We start from the raw sequence: 15889 nt of genomic DNA, 5'->3' as shown, positions 1-15889 counted from the left end.
GCCGATGCGTTTGCTTATCGGGCTTCCATAGTGGACGGTATGGCGTCGCGGTCAGGCTTCACGTAGGGTTGATAACATGATGAGGTGGCTTCCGCAGGTCAGTCGCCTCAACCCCGCGTTCGGGACTCTAAATCGTAACTTCTGCAGGAAGGTGTTCCATGGATGTACAGCAACTCGTTTCTGAATTTCTGGCCTCCGAGCACGGGAGCCAGGCCACCCAAGCGCTGGCGGCTCAGGGCATCGGTGCGGAGGATGCGCAGCAAATGCTGAGCCAGGCCGCAGAAACCGCGCACGCCCACGTTGAAGAGCAGAGTGGCGGTCTGATGGGCGAGCATGCGGGCCGGAGCTTTTTTGCGGCCTTCGCAGCAGGCCTGGTGCGGGGCGACGGTTTTTTCAAGTCGCTGACGGAAGGTGGGGAAGGTATCCTGAGCGGCCGGGTGGCTGAGTCGCTGGCGGGGAGAATGGGCATCGACCCGTCCACCGCATCGACGGTGGCCGCCGCCGCTACCCCGTATCTCGTGGCGTTCCTGAAGGAAAAACTCGCCTGAGCTTGGCCTCTGGCCGGTCCCGATGGCCCGATTGGCTGGAGCTGGAGGCGCCCGGCTGGCCCAGCCTCGCGCAGCGAGCCTCGGCGCCCGGGCTTGGTCTTCACGGCGTCGTCGTGGCACAGGCTTGCCACACACAGATGATGGCCACAAAGCATAAAGCCCAGCGATTGCTGGGCTTTATGTCCTTGCCTTGTTGAACAAGGAAAATCTGGTCGGGGTGAGAGGATTCGAACCTCCGGCCTCTACGTCCCGAACGTAGCGCTCTACCAGGCTAAGCTACACCCCGTTTGTTTTTCTCTGCGTTGCCTGCTAATTACTGCTGCAGCGCGAAAGCACACAAGTGTAGCAGCCTTTTTTCCGGAATGGAAGAGGCCACCGACACGGGGCGCTTTGACGTCAGGACTGCCGTTGCAGCGAGAACGCGCACAGGTCGATCAGCGTTTGCTTCAGTGGGGAGTCGGGGAACCGCTGGGCGGCTATCTCCGCGGCTTCGGCTTCGCGCTGGGCTGCCTGGAAGGTGACCTCGAGCGCGCCGCTGGCGTGGATCGCGGCGAACACCGCATCGAAATGCTCGGTGCCGCCTTGCACGATGGCTTCGCGAGCCAGTGTGCGTTGCTCCGCGGTGCCGTGCTCGAGCAGGTGCAGCAGCGGCAGGGTGGGCTTGCCTTCACGCAGGTCGTCGCCGGCATTCTTGCCCATCTGCTCGGCGCTGGCGGTGTAGTCCAGCATGTCGTCGATCAGCTGGAACGCGGTGCCGATGCGCCGTCCGTACTCCGCGGCAGCTTCTTCGGTGGCGGCATCGGCGCCGGCCAGCACGGCGCCTAACTGGGCCGAGGCTTCGAAGAGCTTGGCGGTCTTGTAGCGGATCACCTGCAGGTAGCGCTCCACCGTGACGTCGGGGTCGTGCATGTTCAGCAACTGCAGCACTTCACCTTCGGCGATCACATTGGTGGCATTGGAGAGGATCTCCATAATGCGCATGCTGCCGGCGTCGACCATCATCTGGAAGGCGCGGGAATAGAGGAAGTCGCCTACCAGCACGCTCGCGGCGTTGCCGAAGACCGCGTTGGCGGTCTGGCGGCCGCGGCGCAGCTCCGACTCGTCGACGACGTCGTCGTGCAGCAGCGTGGCGGTATGGATGAACTCGACCACCGCGGCCAGTTCGTGGTGCCGGTTGCCGTCGTATCCGAAGGCCCGTGCGGACAGCAGCAGGATCACCGGACGCAGGCGCTTGCCGCCCGCGCTGATGATGTACTCGCCGATCTGCTCGATCAGGGGCACTTCCGAGGCGAGGCGCTGGCGGATAACCGAATCAACGGCGCGCATGTCGGCAGCGACCGGGGCAAGCAAGGCAGTGGCGGAAGACTGGGACAAGATGTTCACCGTTACGCAAAACCCGTCGATTATAAGCGATGCGGGTGTATGTATGTCCCCTGAACGGGGGGTGCGACAAGGCGTGCTGGCACGGCGCGAGCAAAGCGGGCATGGTGGTCCCGTGCACCTATAATGCCGCCATGACCCAGCCACCTTCCTCCTCGCGCCGCCAGCTCCGGCGCACCGCGCTGTGGGCAGCTTTCGCCGCCCTGGCGGGTTTCCTGCTCGCGGACCTGACCTGACCCGGGTGGGCGGGGAAGTGCTTCAGGCGGCGCCACGCGGCGCCGGGCAGGCTATGTGCCTGTTTTCTTTGTACTTTTCCCGGCTTTGGTATAGAATCGTGGGTTTCCTCCGGCCGCTTTGTGTTGTCTGCAGATGCGCTGGTGGGAGATAACCGGGCCAATTGGGCCGTCCGGCTTGTCTGTTTTCCCTTTCCTGGTCGTTGCCTGGATCGGGATGAAACGGACGCAAGGGCGCGCCGGCGTTGGCTTTCGGCGTTTTATTTCACATCGAGAGGTTCGACAATGTACGCGGTCGTAAAAACCGGCGGCAAGCAATATAAGGTTGCTGCTGGCGAAAAACTTAAAGTAGAACAGATACCGGCAGACATTGGCGCAGAAATCACGCTCGACCAGGTGCTCGCAGTGGGCGCAGGCGACCAACTCAAGTTTGGTACGCCGCTGGTTAGCGGGGCTTCCGTCAAGGCTACCGTTATCTCCCAAGGTCGTCACGATAAGGTGAAGATCTTCAAGATGCGCCGTCGCAAGCACTATCAAAAGCGTCAAGGCCATCGTCAAAATTACACCGAGCTGCGCATCGAAGAGATCATTGGCTGAGCCAGCGCTCAGTCCTTATCGAATCGAATTCAAGCGTAACTAGGTAAAGTAAAGCGACAGGAGTTAGTCATGGCACAGAAAAAGGGCGGCGGTTCCACACGGAACGGCCGCGATTCCGAATCGAAGCGTCTGGGCGTCAAGGTGTTTGGTGGTCAAGCCATCAACGCCGGCAGCATCATCGTGCGTCAGCGCGGTACCCGCGTGCACCCGGGCGATAACGTTGGCATTGGCAAGGATCACACCCTCTTTGCTCTCGTCGACGGCCACGTGCAGTTCGCCGTCAAGGGCGCTGCCAAGAAGCAGCAGGTCAGCGTCGTTCCGGCAGTCTGATCACAGCCTTTGCAGCATGAAGGCCCCGCAGTACTTGCGGGGCTTTTTCTTTTCTGGCGACAATGTCATTGTCGCCATTCGCCGCGCCCGCGGCCTTGCCATCCCGGCCGGGCACGCGCTTTGCGGTCGCTACACCACGGAAGGTCATCATGAAGTTCATCGACGAAGCCAGAATTGAAGTCATCGCCGGCAACGGCGGCAATGGCAGCGCATCGATGCGGCGCGAGAAATTTGTGCCCTTCGGTGGCCCCGACGGTGGCGACGGCGGCAGCGGCGGCAGCGTCTACGCGGTGGCCGACCGCAACATCAACACGCTCATCGACTTCCGCTACGCCAAGAAGCACGTGGCGCGCAACGGCGAGAATGGCCGGGGCGCTGATTGCTATGGCGCGGGCGGCGAAGATGTGAACCTGCGCATGCCGGTCGGCACGCAGATCCTCGACATGGATTCCGGCGAACTGATCGCCGACCTGACCGAGCATGGCCAGACCGTTTGCCTGGCCGAGGGTGGCCTGGGCGGCTGGGGTAACCTGCACTTCAAGTCCAGTACCAACCGCGCGCCCCGCCAGCAGGTGGACGGCAAGCCGGGCGAGCGCCGCATGATCAAGCTGGAGCTCAAGGTGCTGGCCGACGTGGGCCTGCTGGGCATGCCAAACGCTGGCAAGTCGACCTTTATCTCCCACATTTCCAATGCGCGCCCGAAGGTGGCCGACTACCCCTTCACCACGCTGCATCCCAACCTGGGCGTGGTGCGGGTCGATCACGAGCAGTCCTTCGTGGTGGCCGACATCCCCGGCCTGATCGAAGGCGCCGCGGAAGGCGCCGGGCTGGGCCACCAGTTCCTGCGCCACTTGCAGCGCACGGGTCTGTTGCTGCATATCGTCGACCTGGCGCCGTTCGATGAAGCCGTGGACCCGGTGGCGGAAGCCCGCGCCATCGTCAACGAGCTGAAGAAGTACGACGAAAGCCTGTACGAAAAGCCGCGCTGGCTGGTATTGAACAAGTTGGACGTGGTGCCCGAGGAAGAGCGCGATGCGCGCGTCAAGGACTTCGTCAAGCGCTACAAGTGGAAGGGCCCGGTGTTCCGCATCTCCGCCCTGACCGGCGAAGGCTGCCGCGAACTGATCTACGCGATCAAGGATCACCTGGCCGCGATCAAGGCCGAGGAAGTCGCCGCGCTGGCGGAGCCGGACATTCGCCTGGATGACCGCCTGCACAACGTCGACCAGTCCGGCAGCGAGCAGAACTAACTACAAGAACAGCAGTACCCAGCAGACAGGATTCCCACCATGCAATCGGTCATCGCCCAGGCAAAACGTATCGTCGTGAAGGTTGGGTCCAGCCTGGTGACCAACGACGGCAAGGGCCTCGATCACGAGGCCATCGCCCGTTGGGCGGCACAGATCGCCAAGCTGCGCATGGCCGGCAAGGAAGTCGTGCTGGTCAGCTCCGGCGCTATCGCCGAGGGCATGCAGCGCCTCGGCTGGGTGCGCCGCCCCAAGGAAATCCACGAACTGCAGGCCGCGGCGGCAGTGGGCCAGATGGGCCTGGCCCAGGTCTACGAAAGCCAGTTCGGCCGCTACGGCATCCGTACCGCCCAGGTGTTGCTGACCCACGCCGACCTGGCTGACCGCGAGCGCTACCTCAATGCGCGCTCGACCCTGCTGACCCTGCTGTCGCTGGGTGTCGTGCCCATCATCAACGAGAACGACACCGTGGTCACCGACGAAATCAAGTTTGGCGACAACGACACCCTGGGTGCGCTCGTCACCAACCTGATTGAAGGCGACGCGCTGGTGATCCTGACCGACCAGCGGGGCCTCTATACCGCCGATCCCCGCAGCAACCCGCAGGCCGAGTTCGTGGACGAGGCGCTGGCTGGCGCGGTAGAGCTCGAGGCCATGGCCGGCGGCGCCGGCACGTCGATCGGCCGCGGCGGCATGCTGACCAAGATTCTGGCAGCCAAGCGCGCCGCCAAGTCGGGCGCGCATACCGTGATCGCATCCGGGCGCGAAGCCAATGTGCTGGAGCGGCTGGCCGGGGGCGAAGGCATCGGCACGCAACTGCTGGCCCCCACCGGCCGCCTGACCGCGCGTAAGCAATGGATGGCCGACCACCTGCAGTTGCGCGGGCGGGTGGTGATCGATGCCGGCGCGGCGGACAAGCTCACCAGCGGCGGCAAGTCGCTGCTGCCGATCGGCGTGGTGGAAGTGCAGGGCGAGTTCGCGCGTGGCGAGGTCATTGCCTGCATCGACGCGGCGGGCCATGAGGTGGCGCGCGGCATCACCAACTACGCCAGCTCGGAAGCCAAGCTGATCGCGCGCAAGCCCTCGTCCGAGATCGAGCGGGTGCTTGGCCACCAGAACGAGCACGAGCTGATCCACCGGGACAACCTGGTACTGGTCTGAGCGACGCAAAAAAGCCCGCGAGCGATCGCGGGCTTTTTTTTGCCTGTTCCGGCGCCGTACTACCGCGCCGTTGCCGCCATCAACGCGTGATCGCGCTCTTGCGCGGCGCTTCGCCACGCAAGTCCTTGACGATGTCCTTCGCATTGCCAGCCGCTGAGCGGCCCTCGCACAGGAAATCTTTGGCCAGCGCCGCACCATAGTTGTTGCGCGCGATGCCTGCCAGCTGGACCCAGCCATCGCGGTCGTCGGTGCGGTTGCGGACCCACTCGGTCGCGCCCCTGGGCAAGGTAGCGTACATCTTGCGCTCGAAGGTGTCGCAGCGCACGGCCTCGAAGCTCACGTTGCGCATGCCGCTGGCACCGGTGATGACCACCGTATAACGCACCGCGCCGTCCGCACCCACGGCAACGGACTTGCCGTCGACGGCGAAGGTGAAGTTGCCGGCGGGGCTGACTTCGAACGGGATCAGGTCCGCATCCCGCGGCGGCGCAGGCAGCGCTGTCTCCACTTCCCTGAATTCCTTCGCGGCGAACGGGTCGAGGATGCTGAACTCCTTCTTTGGCGTGTAATCCTCTGACTCGTCCGGCATGGGGACGTGTTGCGGCTTGGACGCGCTGCCGCAGCCGGCCAGGCCGAGGCAAAGGGTTACCGCCAGCAAGCAGGCGGCGGGCAGGCTCGGGCGCAAGCCGCGGCCGGCAAAATCAATCATCGGTACTCCGTTCTGTGGACGCCGGCTGGGCCGGCGATATTGGGCCCGGATCGTGGGCCAGGTCCTGATGCACCAGGTCCGGAACGCTGTCGGGATGCTCGTCCAGCCCCGCGCGAGCATAACCTGCGCGCACCGAACCGTGCCGGCCGTGGGTGCCGTAGGGGCTCAGCGGCGCGCGGGTATTGCGCTGCAGGAAGCGGGACAACTCGGTCAGCGCGAGTTGGTAGACATCGCGCTTGAACTCGATGACAGCGTCTAGCGGGACCCAGTAATGGCTCCAGCGCCAGGCATCGAACTCCGGGTGGTCGGTGGCGCGCAGGCGGATGTCGCAATCGCGGCCCGCCATGCGCAACAGGAACCAAATCTGCTTCTGTCCCCTGTAATGGCCGCGGATTTCGCGGCGGATGAACTTGTCCGGCACCTCATAACGCAGCCAGTCGCGTGTGCGACCGACAATCCTGACATGCTCGGGCAGCAGACCGACTTCTTCATGTAGCTCGCGGTACATCGCCTGTTCCGGCGTTTCGCCGTATTTGATGCCGCCTTGAGGAAACTGCCACGAATGTTCGCCGATGCGCTTGCCCCAGAACACCTCGTTCCGTGCGTTGATGAGGATGATGCCGACGTTCGGGCGAAAGCCTTCACGATCGAGCATGACTGCACCTCGAATCCTTTAGAATTAGGTTGATTATAAAGGAAGCGCGTAATGGGGCTTTGTGCAACGGGGTGCTGGTTTTCCCCGAGCAAAAAGCGCTGCATAATGCACGCGCGCACCACGGATTCGCGCCATGCCGCCCACGGAACCTGCCAGGGCGGCATGGCCTCACGAGAAAGCAACGGATGAAAGCCTCGCAATTCTTCATTTCCACCCAAAAGGAAGCCCCTTCCGACGCGGAAATCGTGTCGCACAAATTGATGATGCGAGCCGGCATGATCAAGAAGCTTGGCGCCGGCATCTATAACTACATGCCGGTCGGCCTGCGGGTGATTCGCAAGGTGGAAGCCATTGTGCGCGAGGAAATGAACCGCGCTGGCGCGGTCGAGCTGTCGATGCCGGTGATTCAGCCTGCCGAGCTGTGGCAGGAAACCGGCCGCTGGGACAAGATGGGCCCCGAGCTGCTGCGCCTGAAGGACCGCCACGAGCGCGACTTTGCGGTGCAGCCCACCTCCGAAGAGGTGGTGACGGACATCGCCCGCAGCGAAATCCGCAGCTACAAGCAACTGCCGATCAATTTCTACCAGATCCAGACCAAGTTCCGCGACGAGCGCCGGCCGCGTTTTGGCATCATGCGCGGGCGCGAGTTCACCATGAAGGACGCTTACTCCTTCGATCGTGACGCTGCTGGCCTGAAGGTGTCCTACGACAAGATGTTCGACGCCTACGTGCGCATCTTCCAGCGTTTCGGCCTGGAGTTCCGTGCCGTCGCGGCCGACAACGGCGCCATCGGCGGCTCCGGCTCGCACGAGTTCCACGTGATCGCCGAGACCGGCGAAGACGCTATCGTCTACTGCCCCGACTCGGACTACGCCGCCAACATGGAAGCGGCCGAGGCCCTGCCGCTGCTGGCCCAGCGTGCCGCGCCGGCCGAAGCCATGGTCAACACGCCCACCCCGGGCAAGGCCAAGTGCGAGCAAGTGGCCGAGCTGCTTGGCATCCCGCTTGCGCGCACGGTCAAGTCGATCGTGCTGGCCACCGAAGGCGAGGCCGGCGTGCAGATCTGGCTGCTGCTGCTGCGTGGCGACCATGAGCTCAACGAGATCAAGGCGTCCAAGGTGGCCGGCCTGGCCGAGTTCCGCTTCGCGACCGAGTCCGAGATCGTCGAGACGTTCGGCACGCCGCCCGGCTACCTGGGTCCCATCGGTGCCAAGAAGCCTGTCAACGTGGTGGCGGACCGCACGGTCGCCAACATGAGCGATTTCGTCTGCGGCGCCAACGAGCGCGACTACCACCTGACCGGCGTGAACTGGGGCCGCGACCTGCCCGAGCCCGTGGTGGCCGACCTGCGCAATGTGGTGGAGGGCGACGTTTCGCCGGATGGCAAGGGCACGCTCGCCATCTGCCGCGGCATCGAAGTTGGCCACGTGTTCATGCTCGGCACGCGGTATTCGGAATCGATGGGCGCTACCTTCCTGGACGAGAACGGCAAGACCCAGCCCATGCAGATGGGCTGCTACGGCATCGGCGTGACCCGCATCCTGGGGGCCGCCATCGAGCAGAACTTCGACGAGCGCGGCATCATCTGGCCCGCTTCGATCGCCCCGTTCGCGGTGGTGGTCTGCCCGGTTGGCTACGACCGATCCGAGGCCGTCAAGGCCGAGGCCGACCGTATCCATGCTGAGCTGCTGGCAGCCGGCGTCGATGTGATCCTGGACAACCGCGGCGAGCGCCCCGGCGCCATGTTTGCCGACTGGGAGCTGATTGGCGTGCCGCACCGCGTGGTGGTGGGCGACCGTGGCCTGAAGGAAGGCCGCGTGGAGTACCAGGGACGGCGCGACGCCGAAGCCACCCAGCTGCCGGTCGCGGACGTGGTCGCCCACGTGCGCGGGCTGTTGTCCGCCTGAGCGCCATGCGCCTCCTGGACCCGCTGCGTCTGCCGGGCCGGCTCCCGGGCCGTTCGGGCGTGGCGCGGGTCGGCGCCGGCTTGTTGCTGGTGCTCAGCGCCGCCGCCCACGCCGGGGCCCAGAAGGAAGAAGACCTGGCCGACTCGGTGCGCGGCGCGCTGGCTGCGGCCATTGCCGACAGCCGCCCGCTGCGCCCGGCCTTTGCCACCGGCGGCGAGCAACTGGCGTATCTCAAGTGGCTGGAAGAAATGTCGCACCGGCTCGCGGGGCGCATCCCCGAGCCGCAGGTGCGCATCGAACTGATCGAGACCGCTTACTACGAGGCCAAGCGCGCGGGGCTGGAACCGGCGCTGGTGCTGGGGCTGGTGCAGGTCGAGAGTAATTTCCGCAAATACGCGATCAGCTCGGCCGGTGCTCGCGGGCTGATGCAGGTAATGCCCTTCTGGGTGCGCAGCATTGGCGACAGCGACAGCCGCAAGCTGTTTCACCTGCAGAGCAACCTGCGCTACGGCTGCACCATCCTGCGCTACTACCTGGACCGCGAGCAAGGCGACCTGTTCCTGGCGCTGGGCCGGTACAACGGCAGCCGTGGCCGCCCCGACTATCCCAATGCGGTGCTGGCAGCGTGGAAGCGCTGGCAGTACTCCGAAGCCACGGTCACCGTCGCCGGCGACCCCGAATCCGGCACGGGCATCCGCAGCCGTGTGGTGCCGCCCGAAGCGCCGGCGCGCAACCCGTTCTCGCCGCAGCGGCTGGCCAATCCCTCATGAGCAACACCGGCGCCACTGGCGACACCGCCGGCAAGGCGGGCTACACCAGTTCCTCGGCGGACCTGGAGCGCTGGCTGCGGCGTCATATCGGGCAGGGCTTTGGCGCCGAGGCGCTGGTGCAGTCGATGTGCCAGTCCGGCTACGAGCAGGCCTTCGCGCAAGCCACCGTGGCCGCGGCGCTGTCCGCGGCGGCACGGGCAGCGGTGCGGGGGACGGCGCCGGACAATGCCGCGGAGCTGGGCATCGGCAAGCCGGCCGGGCGCGCAGGGGACCAGGCTGGTGGCCGTGGCGAAACCGGCGCGCAAGGCAACCGTAACGCGGCGCATTTCGCCGGCCGCGAGATTCCCGTCCTGTTCACGCTCGCGGCGCCGCGCGTGACCCTGTACCAGCAACTGCTGACCGATGCCGAGTGCGACGCACTGGTAGAGCTGGCGCGCGGCCGCCTGGTGCGCTCACCCGTGATCAACCCCGACACCGGCGACGAGAACCTGATCGAGGCGCGCACCAGCCTGGGCGCGATGTTCCAGGTCGGCGAGCATGCGCTGATCGAGCGCATCGAGGACTGCATCGCTGCCGTGACCGGGATTGCCGCGGACCGTGGCGAAGGCCTGCAGATCCTCAACTACAAGCCCGGCGGCGAGTACCAGCCGCACTACGATTTCTTTAACCCGCAGCGCCCCGGCGAGGCGCGCCAGCTCAAGGTCGGCGGGCAACGCGTCGCCACCCTGGTGATCTACCTGAACAGCCCGCCGGCGGGTGGCGCCACGGCCTTTCCCAAGCTTGGCCTGGAGGTGGCGCCGGTCAAGGGCAACGCGGTCTATTTCAGCTATCGCAAGTCTGACGGCACGCTGGACGAGCGCACCCTGCATGCCGGCCTGCCCGTTGAAGCGGGCGAGAAATGGATTGCCACCAAGTGGCTGCGCGAACGCCCGTACCGGACCGACTGATGCGCGCCGGCAGCACCGCAGGGCAGGCACGCTACTGGTTCGATCCCGCCATGCCATATGTCGAGAGCCGCTGCGCCAGCGACAGCGGCGCGGCCTACCTGCCGCATACCCATCCCACCTTGTCGATTGGCGCTGTCGATGGCGGCCACAGCCTGTTTGGCACCGAGACCGAGTCGGTACGGCTGGCGCCCGGCGACGTGGTCGTGATCCCGGCCGGGCAGGTGCACGCCTGCAATCCGGAGCCCGACGCGCGCTGGAGCTACCAGATGCTGCACCTGGACCCGGCATGGGTGGGCACGGTGCTGGCGGCACGTGGCGTGGCGGTGTTGCCCGCGGCGCTGGCGCGGGTGCGTGTCACCCGCGCGCCAGATACCTATGCCGGCCTGTGCCGGCTTAACGATGTGCTGTTCTCCGCAGCCCCGCAGGCCACCAAGGACGCGGCGCTAGGCGGCTTCCTGGCCGCGCTGCTCGGCGCTGCCGACCTGCGTCAGGCGGTGCGCGCGCCGCGCCAGCCAGTCACGCCGGAGGCTCGGCTAGCCGGCCTGGTCGCGCGCCTGCATGCCCATCACGCGGAGCCGCTGCCGCTGGCGGAACTGGCGCGCGGCGCCGGCATGAGCCGCTACCAGCTGATCCGCGCCTTTCGGGCCGACCTCGGCATGACCCCGCATGCCTACCAGCTGGATCTGCGCATCAACCACGCGCGCCAGCTGTTGCGCGCGGGCGGGGCGCCGGCGGAGATCGCCCAGGTGCTGGGCTTTTCCGACCAGAGCCACTTCCAGCGTGCCTTCAAGCAGCGCGTGGCGCTGACGCCGCGCAGCTATCAACGCCGCAGCGGCTGAGCCGCCGCGCGCAATTTTCTCCAATACTTGCCGCCCCTCGCGGTCCAGACTTCGCGCTCATCCGAAGACACGAAAGGACTGGCGTGGATTTCCCTGTTGATTCCGGCCTCGGCCAATTTGCCATGGTGGCGGGCGCGCATTTTCTTGCACTGCTCAGCCCGGGCCCCGACTTTTTCCTGGTAGTGCGCAGCGCGCTGGTGCATGGCGTGGGCCGCGCCAGCGCCGTCTGCCTGGGCATCGCGCTGGGAAACGGCGTGTTTATCGGGCTGGCCATCGCCGGGCTGGCGGCTACCCGCGCCAGCCAGGGCGTGTTCGTGCTGCTGCAGTGGGCGGGTTGCCTGTACCTGGCCTGGCTGGGCTGGCGGCTGCTGCGTGCCAGCGGTGAGACGACGCTGCCCGGCGCCGATGGCGAGCATGGAGCAAACCAGCAAGCGCAGGGCACCGGCCCCGCAGCGTACGCGGCGCAACTCGTAACGGGCTTCCTGTCCGCCGTGCTCAATCCCAAGAATGCGTTGTTCTATGCCAGCCTGTTCTCGGTGCTGGCCGGCACCCGCACGCCGCTGGCAGCACAGCTGGGCTACGGCGCCTGGATGTTCGCCATGGTCTTCGGCTGGGACATGCTGGTGGCCTGGGGCGTACGCCATCCACTGGTGCGCACACGTTTTGCCCGTTCGGTTCGCGGCGTGGAGCGGGCGACCGGCGTGGTGCTGTGGGGGATCGCGCTGGTGGTGGCGGCGAACGCGATCAACGCGGCTTGATGCGGCGTGATGCGGCGTGATGCGGCGGCTACGCGCCAAGCCGTATAGCCAGTTTTCTGGTCAACTGTACCGGTACTGTACAGCACTGCGTGGCTAGACTAGCTCCATTCCTTTTCGTATTCGATGGAGCCAGACATGGCAGTGCCCCAGCTTGTTGCCGGATCCGGCGTGTTCGCCGCGTTCTGCGCGTTTGCCCTCGTGTCGTCGATCACCCCGGGCCCCAACAACACCATGGTGCTGGCTTCGGGCGTGAATTTCGGCTTTGCCCGCACAGTGCCCCATGTGCTGGGCATCAGTATCGGCTTCGGCCTGATGGTGGCGGTGGTCGGCCTCGGGCTGGGATCGCTGTTCGCCGCATTTCCGTGGACCTGGCAGGTGCTGCGTGTGGTGGCAGTGGCCTATCTCACCTGGCTGGCGTGGAAGCTGGCGACAGCAGGTGGCGTCCAGGACCGGGAGGTGGGCAAGCCCATGGGCTTCCTGGCCGCGGCCGCGTTCCAGTGGGTCAATCCCAAGGCTTGGGTGATGGCGGTGGGCGCGTGCAGTACCTACGTGCTGCACGGCAATGTCTGGCTCAATGTATTGCTGCTGTCCGGCCTGTTCGCCGTGATCAACCTGCCCAGCGTGGCGATGTGGGCCGTGTTCGGCTCGGCCATGCGGCGCTGGCTGGCGCAGCCCCGGGTGCTGCGCATGTTCAATGTGGGGATGGCGCTGTTGCTGCTGGCCTCGCTGTGGCCGATCGTCGGCGCAAGGCCTTAGCGCAAGGCCCGGATGGCGGGCAGGTTGCGCCAGTAGCCGTGGGCGTCCATGCCGCAACCGAAGACATAGCGCTCAGGCACGGTGAAGCCGCAGAAGTCCGGGTGCATGGGCTTTGCCTTTTGCAGCACTTTTTCGCAGAGCACGGCGGCGTAGACATTGGTCGCGCCCATGTCCATGATGCGCTGGCGGATGGCCGCCATGGTCTCGCCTTCGTCCAGGATGTCGTCCAGCACCAGCACCGTGCGGCCCTTGACCGATTCGCGCGGCGCCACGCGCCATTGCATCTCGCCGCCAACCGTCTTGTTGTTGTAGCGCGAGAGGTGGATGTAGTCGAACTCCAGCGGGAACGCCAGCTTGGGCAGCAGCATGCCGGTGAAGACGACTGCGCCGCCCATCACCGACAGCACCAGCGGGAAGGTATCGCCCATCTTTTCCGTGATCTCGCCCGCCATGCGGTCCAGCGATGCCTGGACGGCCTCGGCGCTGACGATTTCCTCGGAGTTGGCCCACAGTTCGCGGGCCTGTTCGGCGGTCATCATGATGTGGATCCTGTCTCAGTCTTGGTCTTTTGCGGGGTGGCGCGGCGCCCGGGGAGCGGGCGCCGCCGTGCCGGATGGCTCAGCGGTTGAAGAGTCCCTTCATGCCGCCCTTCATCGCGCCCATCGAGCGCATCATCTTCATCATGCCGCCGCCCTTGAGCTTTTTCATCATGCTCTGCATCTGGTCGAACTGGTTGAGCAGGCGGTTGACTTCCTGCACCGGCACGCCGGCGCCGGTGGCGATGCGGCGCTTGCGGCTGGCCTTGATCAGGTCGGGCTTGGCGCGCTCGGCGGCCGTCATGCTGTTGATGATGCCTTCCATGCGGCGCACCTGCTTTTCCGCCACGTCCATGTTGGCGCCCTGCGCCTGCTGGGCAAACTGAGCCGGCAGCTTGTCGACCAGGCTGCCCAGGCCGCCCATCTTCTTCATCTGGCCGATCTGCGCCTTGAAGTCTTCCAGGTCGAAGTCGCCCGTCTTCTTGATCTTCTTGGCCAGCTTCTCGGCCGCTTCCATGTCCACGCCGCGCTGGGCTTCCTCGACCAGCGCGAGGATGTCGCCCATGCCCAGGATCCGCTGGGCCATGCGATCGGGGTAGAAGGGCTCGAGGCCGTCCAGCTTTTCTCCGACGCCGACGAACTTGATCGGGCGCCCGGTGATGTGGCGCACCGACAGCGCGGCACCGCCGCGCGCGTCGCCGTCCAGCTTGGTCAGCACCACGCCGGTCAGGGGCAGGGCGTCATTGAAGGCGCGGGCCGTGTTGACCGCGTCCTGGCCCAGCATGGCGTCGACCACGAACAGGGTTTCTACCGGCTTGATCTCGGCGTGCAGCGCGGCGATTTCCTGCATCATGGCTTCGTCGATACCCAGGCGGCCTGCCGTATCGACGATCAGCACGTCGTGATAATGCTTGCGGGCCCAGTCCACCGCCGCGCGCGCGATGTCCACCGGTTTCTGGTCGGGCTCGGAGGGGAAGAAATCGGCGCCGACCTGCTCGGATACGGTCTTGAGCTGGGCGATAGCGGCGGGGCGGTAGACGTCGCACGAGACCGTCAGCACCTTCTTCTTCTTGTTTTCTTTCAGCCACTTGGCCAGCTTGCCGACGGTAGTGGTCTTGCCGGCGCCCTGCAGGCCGGCCATCAGGATGATCGCGGGCGGCTGCACCGCCAGGTTCAACTCGCCGCTCTTGTTGTCGGCGGACAGGCTTTCCTCGCCGCCGATGACAGCGGTCAGCTCGCGCTGCACCACGCCCACCAGCGCTTGGCCCGGCGTCAGGCTGGACACCACGTCTTCGCCAAGTGCCTTTTCCTTCACGCGGGCGATGAATTCCCGCACCACCGGCAAGGCGACATCGGCCTCCAGCATGGCCAGGCGCACTTCGCGCAGCATTTCGGCGGTATTGGCTTCGGTCAGGCGAGCCTCGCCGCGCATGGTCTTGACGACCCGCGCCAGGCGTTGAGTGAGATTGTCCAGCATGGCAGAAGTCCGGGGGATAGAGCTTGATCGAGGCTTGAGGCTGGCTCTTGGCCCGGCTCAAGCGGGGCGCCACCGGGACGGGGCGCTAAGGTAAACTGTGCAAATGGCCATTGTACTGTATGCCTTGACGGCACTTCTCTATTGCGGCCTGGCCTATCACGGCTGGGCGACGCGCAACCCGCAGCTATCGGCTGCCGGCAACGGCGGTGCCATTGGGGGCGCGGCGGCGACCGCGCTGCTGCACGGCGGCGGCGGGGCCGGCGGGCGCGGCGATGGCCGTCCGGCCTGGTGGCACGCGCTGATGCTGGCCGCGGTGGCCAGCCACGGCCTGCTGCTGCACGAGACCATCTTCCCGGCCGACCGCATGGTGTTCGGCTTTGCCTTTGCGCTGTCGGCCATGCTCTGGCTGGGCGTGGGCATCTACTGGATCGAGAGCTTCTTCTTCTCGCTGGCCGGCCTCGGGCTGATCGTGGTCCCGGTGGCGATGCTCGCGAGCCTGATGCCGCTGGCGTTTCCCGGCGCGCAGATCCTGGGCTACGCGGCGCGGCCGCTGTTCAAGCTGCACTTCATCATTGCCAACGTCGCCTATGGCCTGTTCACGCTGGCGGCCTTCCATGCCTTCCTGATGCTGCTGGCCGAGCGTCGCCTGCATGGCTTCAACCGTTCGCCCCAGGCGGGCAAGGCCAGCGAGCCGGCCCAGTGGGTGGGCCGCTGGCTCGACCTGCTGCCGCCGCTGCTGACGCTGGAGAAGCTGCTGTTCCGCCTGATCGGCGCCGGCTTCGTGCTGCTGACGCTGACGATCCTGTCGGGCCTGCTGTTCTCCGAGCAACTGTTTGGCCGGGCCTTCAGGCTCGACCACAAGACCGTGTTCGCGCTGCTGTCGTGGGCGATGTTCGCGGGCATCCTGGCCGGGCGCACCTTCTACGGCTGGCGCGGGCGCACAGCGCTGCGCTGGGTGATTGCGTCCTTCGGCATCCTGCTGCTGGCTTATGTCGGCAGCCGCTTCGTCATCGAAGTCATACTGCACCGAATCTGAGGC

At 65.8% G+C, this 15889-nt stretch carries 18 protein-coding genes and 1 tRNA gene; 12 read left to right on the top strand and 7 right to left on the bottom strand.

Features of this window, described 5'->3' with window-relative positions; all coding sequences use genetic code 11:
- Window positions 1–158: 158 nt before the first annotated feature.
- Window positions 159–548 carry a hypothetical protein gene (locus RR42_RS17970; protein ID WP_043349747.1) on the top strand — a complete coding sequence of 130 codons (390 nt, stop codon included), beginning with the start codon at window positions 159–161 and terminating at the stop codon, window positions 546–548.
- Window positions 549–757: 209 nt separating this feature from the next.
- Here the strand turns inward: RR42_RS17970 and RR42_RS17965 are convergent.
- Window positions 758–834: transfer RNA gene (locus tag RR42_RS17965), tRNA-Pro, on the bottom strand.
- Between the two features lie 110 nt (window positions 835–944).
- Complete coding sequence (ispB, locus tag RR42_RS17960) at window positions 945–1874, bottom strand: octaprenyl diphosphate synthase (protein ID WP_052494691.1); 930 nt, start codon at window positions 1872–1874, stop codon at window positions 945–947.
- Window positions 1875–2446: 572 nt separating this feature from the next.
- Between ispB and rplU the strand changes: the two genes are divergently transcribed.
- A complete protein-coding gene (rplU, locus tag RR42_RS17955) occupies window positions 2447–2758 on the top strand; it encodes a 50S ribosomal protein L21 (RefSeq protein WP_006162510.1) in 312 nt (103 codons plus the stop codon).
- A 69-nt stretch (window positions 2759–2827) separates the two neighbouring features.
- Entirely contained in the window at window positions 2828–3088 is a 261-nt protein-coding gene (gene rpmA, locus RR42_RS17950; RefSeq protein ID WP_006162509.1) for a 50S ribosomal protein L27, read from the top strand.
- Here the strand turns inward: rpmA and RR42_RS39750 are convergent.
- Window positions 3066–3248 (bottom strand): hypothetical protein, encoded by a 183-nt coding sequence (locus RR42_RS39750; protein WP_144409845.1) that lies wholly within the window; start codon window positions 3246–3248, stop codon window positions 3066–3068. The genes rpmA and RR42_RS39750 overlap by 23 nt on opposite strands.
- Between RR42_RS39750 and obgE the strand changes: the two genes are divergently transcribed.
- Window positions 3238–4338 carry a GTPase ObgE gene (obgE, locus tag RR42_RS17945; RefSeq protein ID WP_043349742.1) on the top strand — a complete coding sequence of 367 codons (1101 nt, stop codon included), beginning with the start codon at window positions 3238–3240 and terminating at the stop codon, window positions 4336–4338. The genes RR42_RS39750 and obgE overlap by 11 nt on opposite strands.
- 39 nt (window positions 4339–4377) lie before the next feature.
- Window positions 4378–5496 (top strand): glutamate 5-kinase, encoded by a 1119-nt coding sequence (gene proB, locus RR42_RS17940; RefSeq protein WP_043349741.1) that lies wholly within the window; start codon window positions 4378–4380, stop codon window positions 5494–5496.
- A 79-nt stretch (window positions 5497–5575) separates the two neighbouring features.
- On the opposite strand, the gene RR42_RS17935 is transcribed toward proB, so the two are convergent.
- A complete protein-coding gene (locus tag RR42_RS17935) occupies window positions 5576–6205 on the bottom strand; it encodes a CNP1-like family protein (RefSeq protein ID WP_043349738.1) in 630 nt (209 codons plus the stop codon).
- On the bottom strand, window positions 6198–6860 hold the full coding sequence (locus tag RR42_RS17930) for an RNA pyrophosphohydrolase (protein WP_043349734.1): 663 nt from the start codon (window positions 6858–6860) through the stop codon (window positions 6198–6200). The genes RR42_RS17935 and RR42_RS17930 overlap by 8 nt, the downstream gene beginning before the upstream one ends.
- A 185-nt stretch (window positions 6861–7045) precedes the next feature.
- On the opposite strand from RR42_RS17930, the gene RR42_RS17925 reads away from it, so the two are divergent.
- From RR42_RS17925 to RR42_RS17900, 6 genes are all read left to right on the top strand, one after another.
- Entirely contained in the window at window positions 7046–8767 is a 1722-nt protein-coding gene (locus tag RR42_RS17925) for a proline--tRNA ligase (RefSeq protein ID WP_043349731.1), read from the top strand.
- Window positions 8768–8772: 5 nt separating this feature from the next.
- Entirely contained in the window at window positions 8773–9537 is a 765-nt protein-coding gene (locus RR42_RS17920) for a lytic transglycosylase domain-containing protein (RefSeq protein WP_236701931.1), read from the top strand.
- Window positions 9534–10484 carry a 2OG-Fe(II) oxygenase gene (locus tag RR42_RS17915; RefSeq protein WP_043349727.1) on the top strand — a complete coding sequence of 317 codons (951 nt, stop codon included), beginning with the start codon at window positions 9534–9536 and terminating at the stop codon, window positions 10482–10484. Before RR42_RS17920 ends, RR42_RS17915 begins: the two co-directional genes overlap by 4 nt.
- Window positions 10484–11323 carry a helix-turn-helix domain-containing protein gene (locus RR42_RS17910; protein WP_043349724.1) on the top strand — a complete coding sequence of 280 codons (840 nt, stop codon included), beginning with the start codon at window positions 10484–10486 and terminating at the stop codon, window positions 11321–11323. Before RR42_RS17915 ends, RR42_RS17910 begins: the two co-directional genes overlap by 1 nt.
- Window positions 11324–11406: 83 nt before the next feature.
- A complete protein-coding gene (locus RR42_RS17905) occupies window positions 11407–12081 on the top strand; it encodes a LysE family translocator (protein ID WP_236701930.1) in 675 nt (224 codons plus the stop codon).
- Window positions 12082–12216: 135 nt separating this feature from the next.
- Entirely contained in the window at window positions 12217–12837 is a 621-nt protein-coding gene (locus RR42_RS17900; RefSeq protein ID WP_082054931.1) for a LysE family translocator, read from the top strand.
- On the opposite strand, the gene RR42_RS17895 is transcribed toward RR42_RS17900, so the two are convergent.
- Together RR42_RS17895 and ffh are read right to left on the bottom strand one after the other, a co-directional pair.
- Window positions 12834–13376: a hypoxanthine-guanine phosphoribosyltransferase gene (locus RR42_RS17895; RefSeq protein WP_017224402.1), complete on the bottom strand. Its 543-nt coding sequence runs from the start codon at window positions 13374–13376 to the stop codon at window positions 12834–12836. The two genes, RR42_RS17900 and RR42_RS17895, sit on opposite strands and share 4 nt — an antisense overlap.
- A gap of 79 nt (window positions 13377–13455) precedes the next feature.
- The gene (gene ffh, locus RR42_RS17890; RefSeq protein ID WP_006162498.1) at window positions 13456–14850 is read right to left on the bottom strand and encodes a signal recognition particle protein; all 1395 of its coding nucleotides are present in this window, start codon (window positions 14848–14850) and stop codon (window positions 13456–13458) included.
- A 103-nt stretch (window positions 14851–14953) separates the two neighbouring features.
- On the opposite strand from ffh, the gene RR42_RS17885 reads away from it, so the two are divergent.
- Window positions 14954–15886, top strand: coding sequence for a cytochrome C assembly family protein (locus RR42_RS17885; protein ID WP_043349712.1), 933 nt, complete (start codon window positions 14954–14956; stop codon window positions 15884–15886).
- Window positions 15887–15889 lie beyond the last annotated feature (3 nt).

The organism is Cupriavidus basilensis (assembly GCF_000832305.1).
Classification (GTDB): domain Bacteria; phylum Pseudomonadota; class Gammaproteobacteria; order Burkholderiales; family Burkholderiaceae; genus Cupriavidus; species Cupriavidus basilensis_F.
The sequence above is the reverse complement of the archived record's forward strand: the minus strand, read 5'-3'. Positions and strand labels throughout refer to the sequence as shown.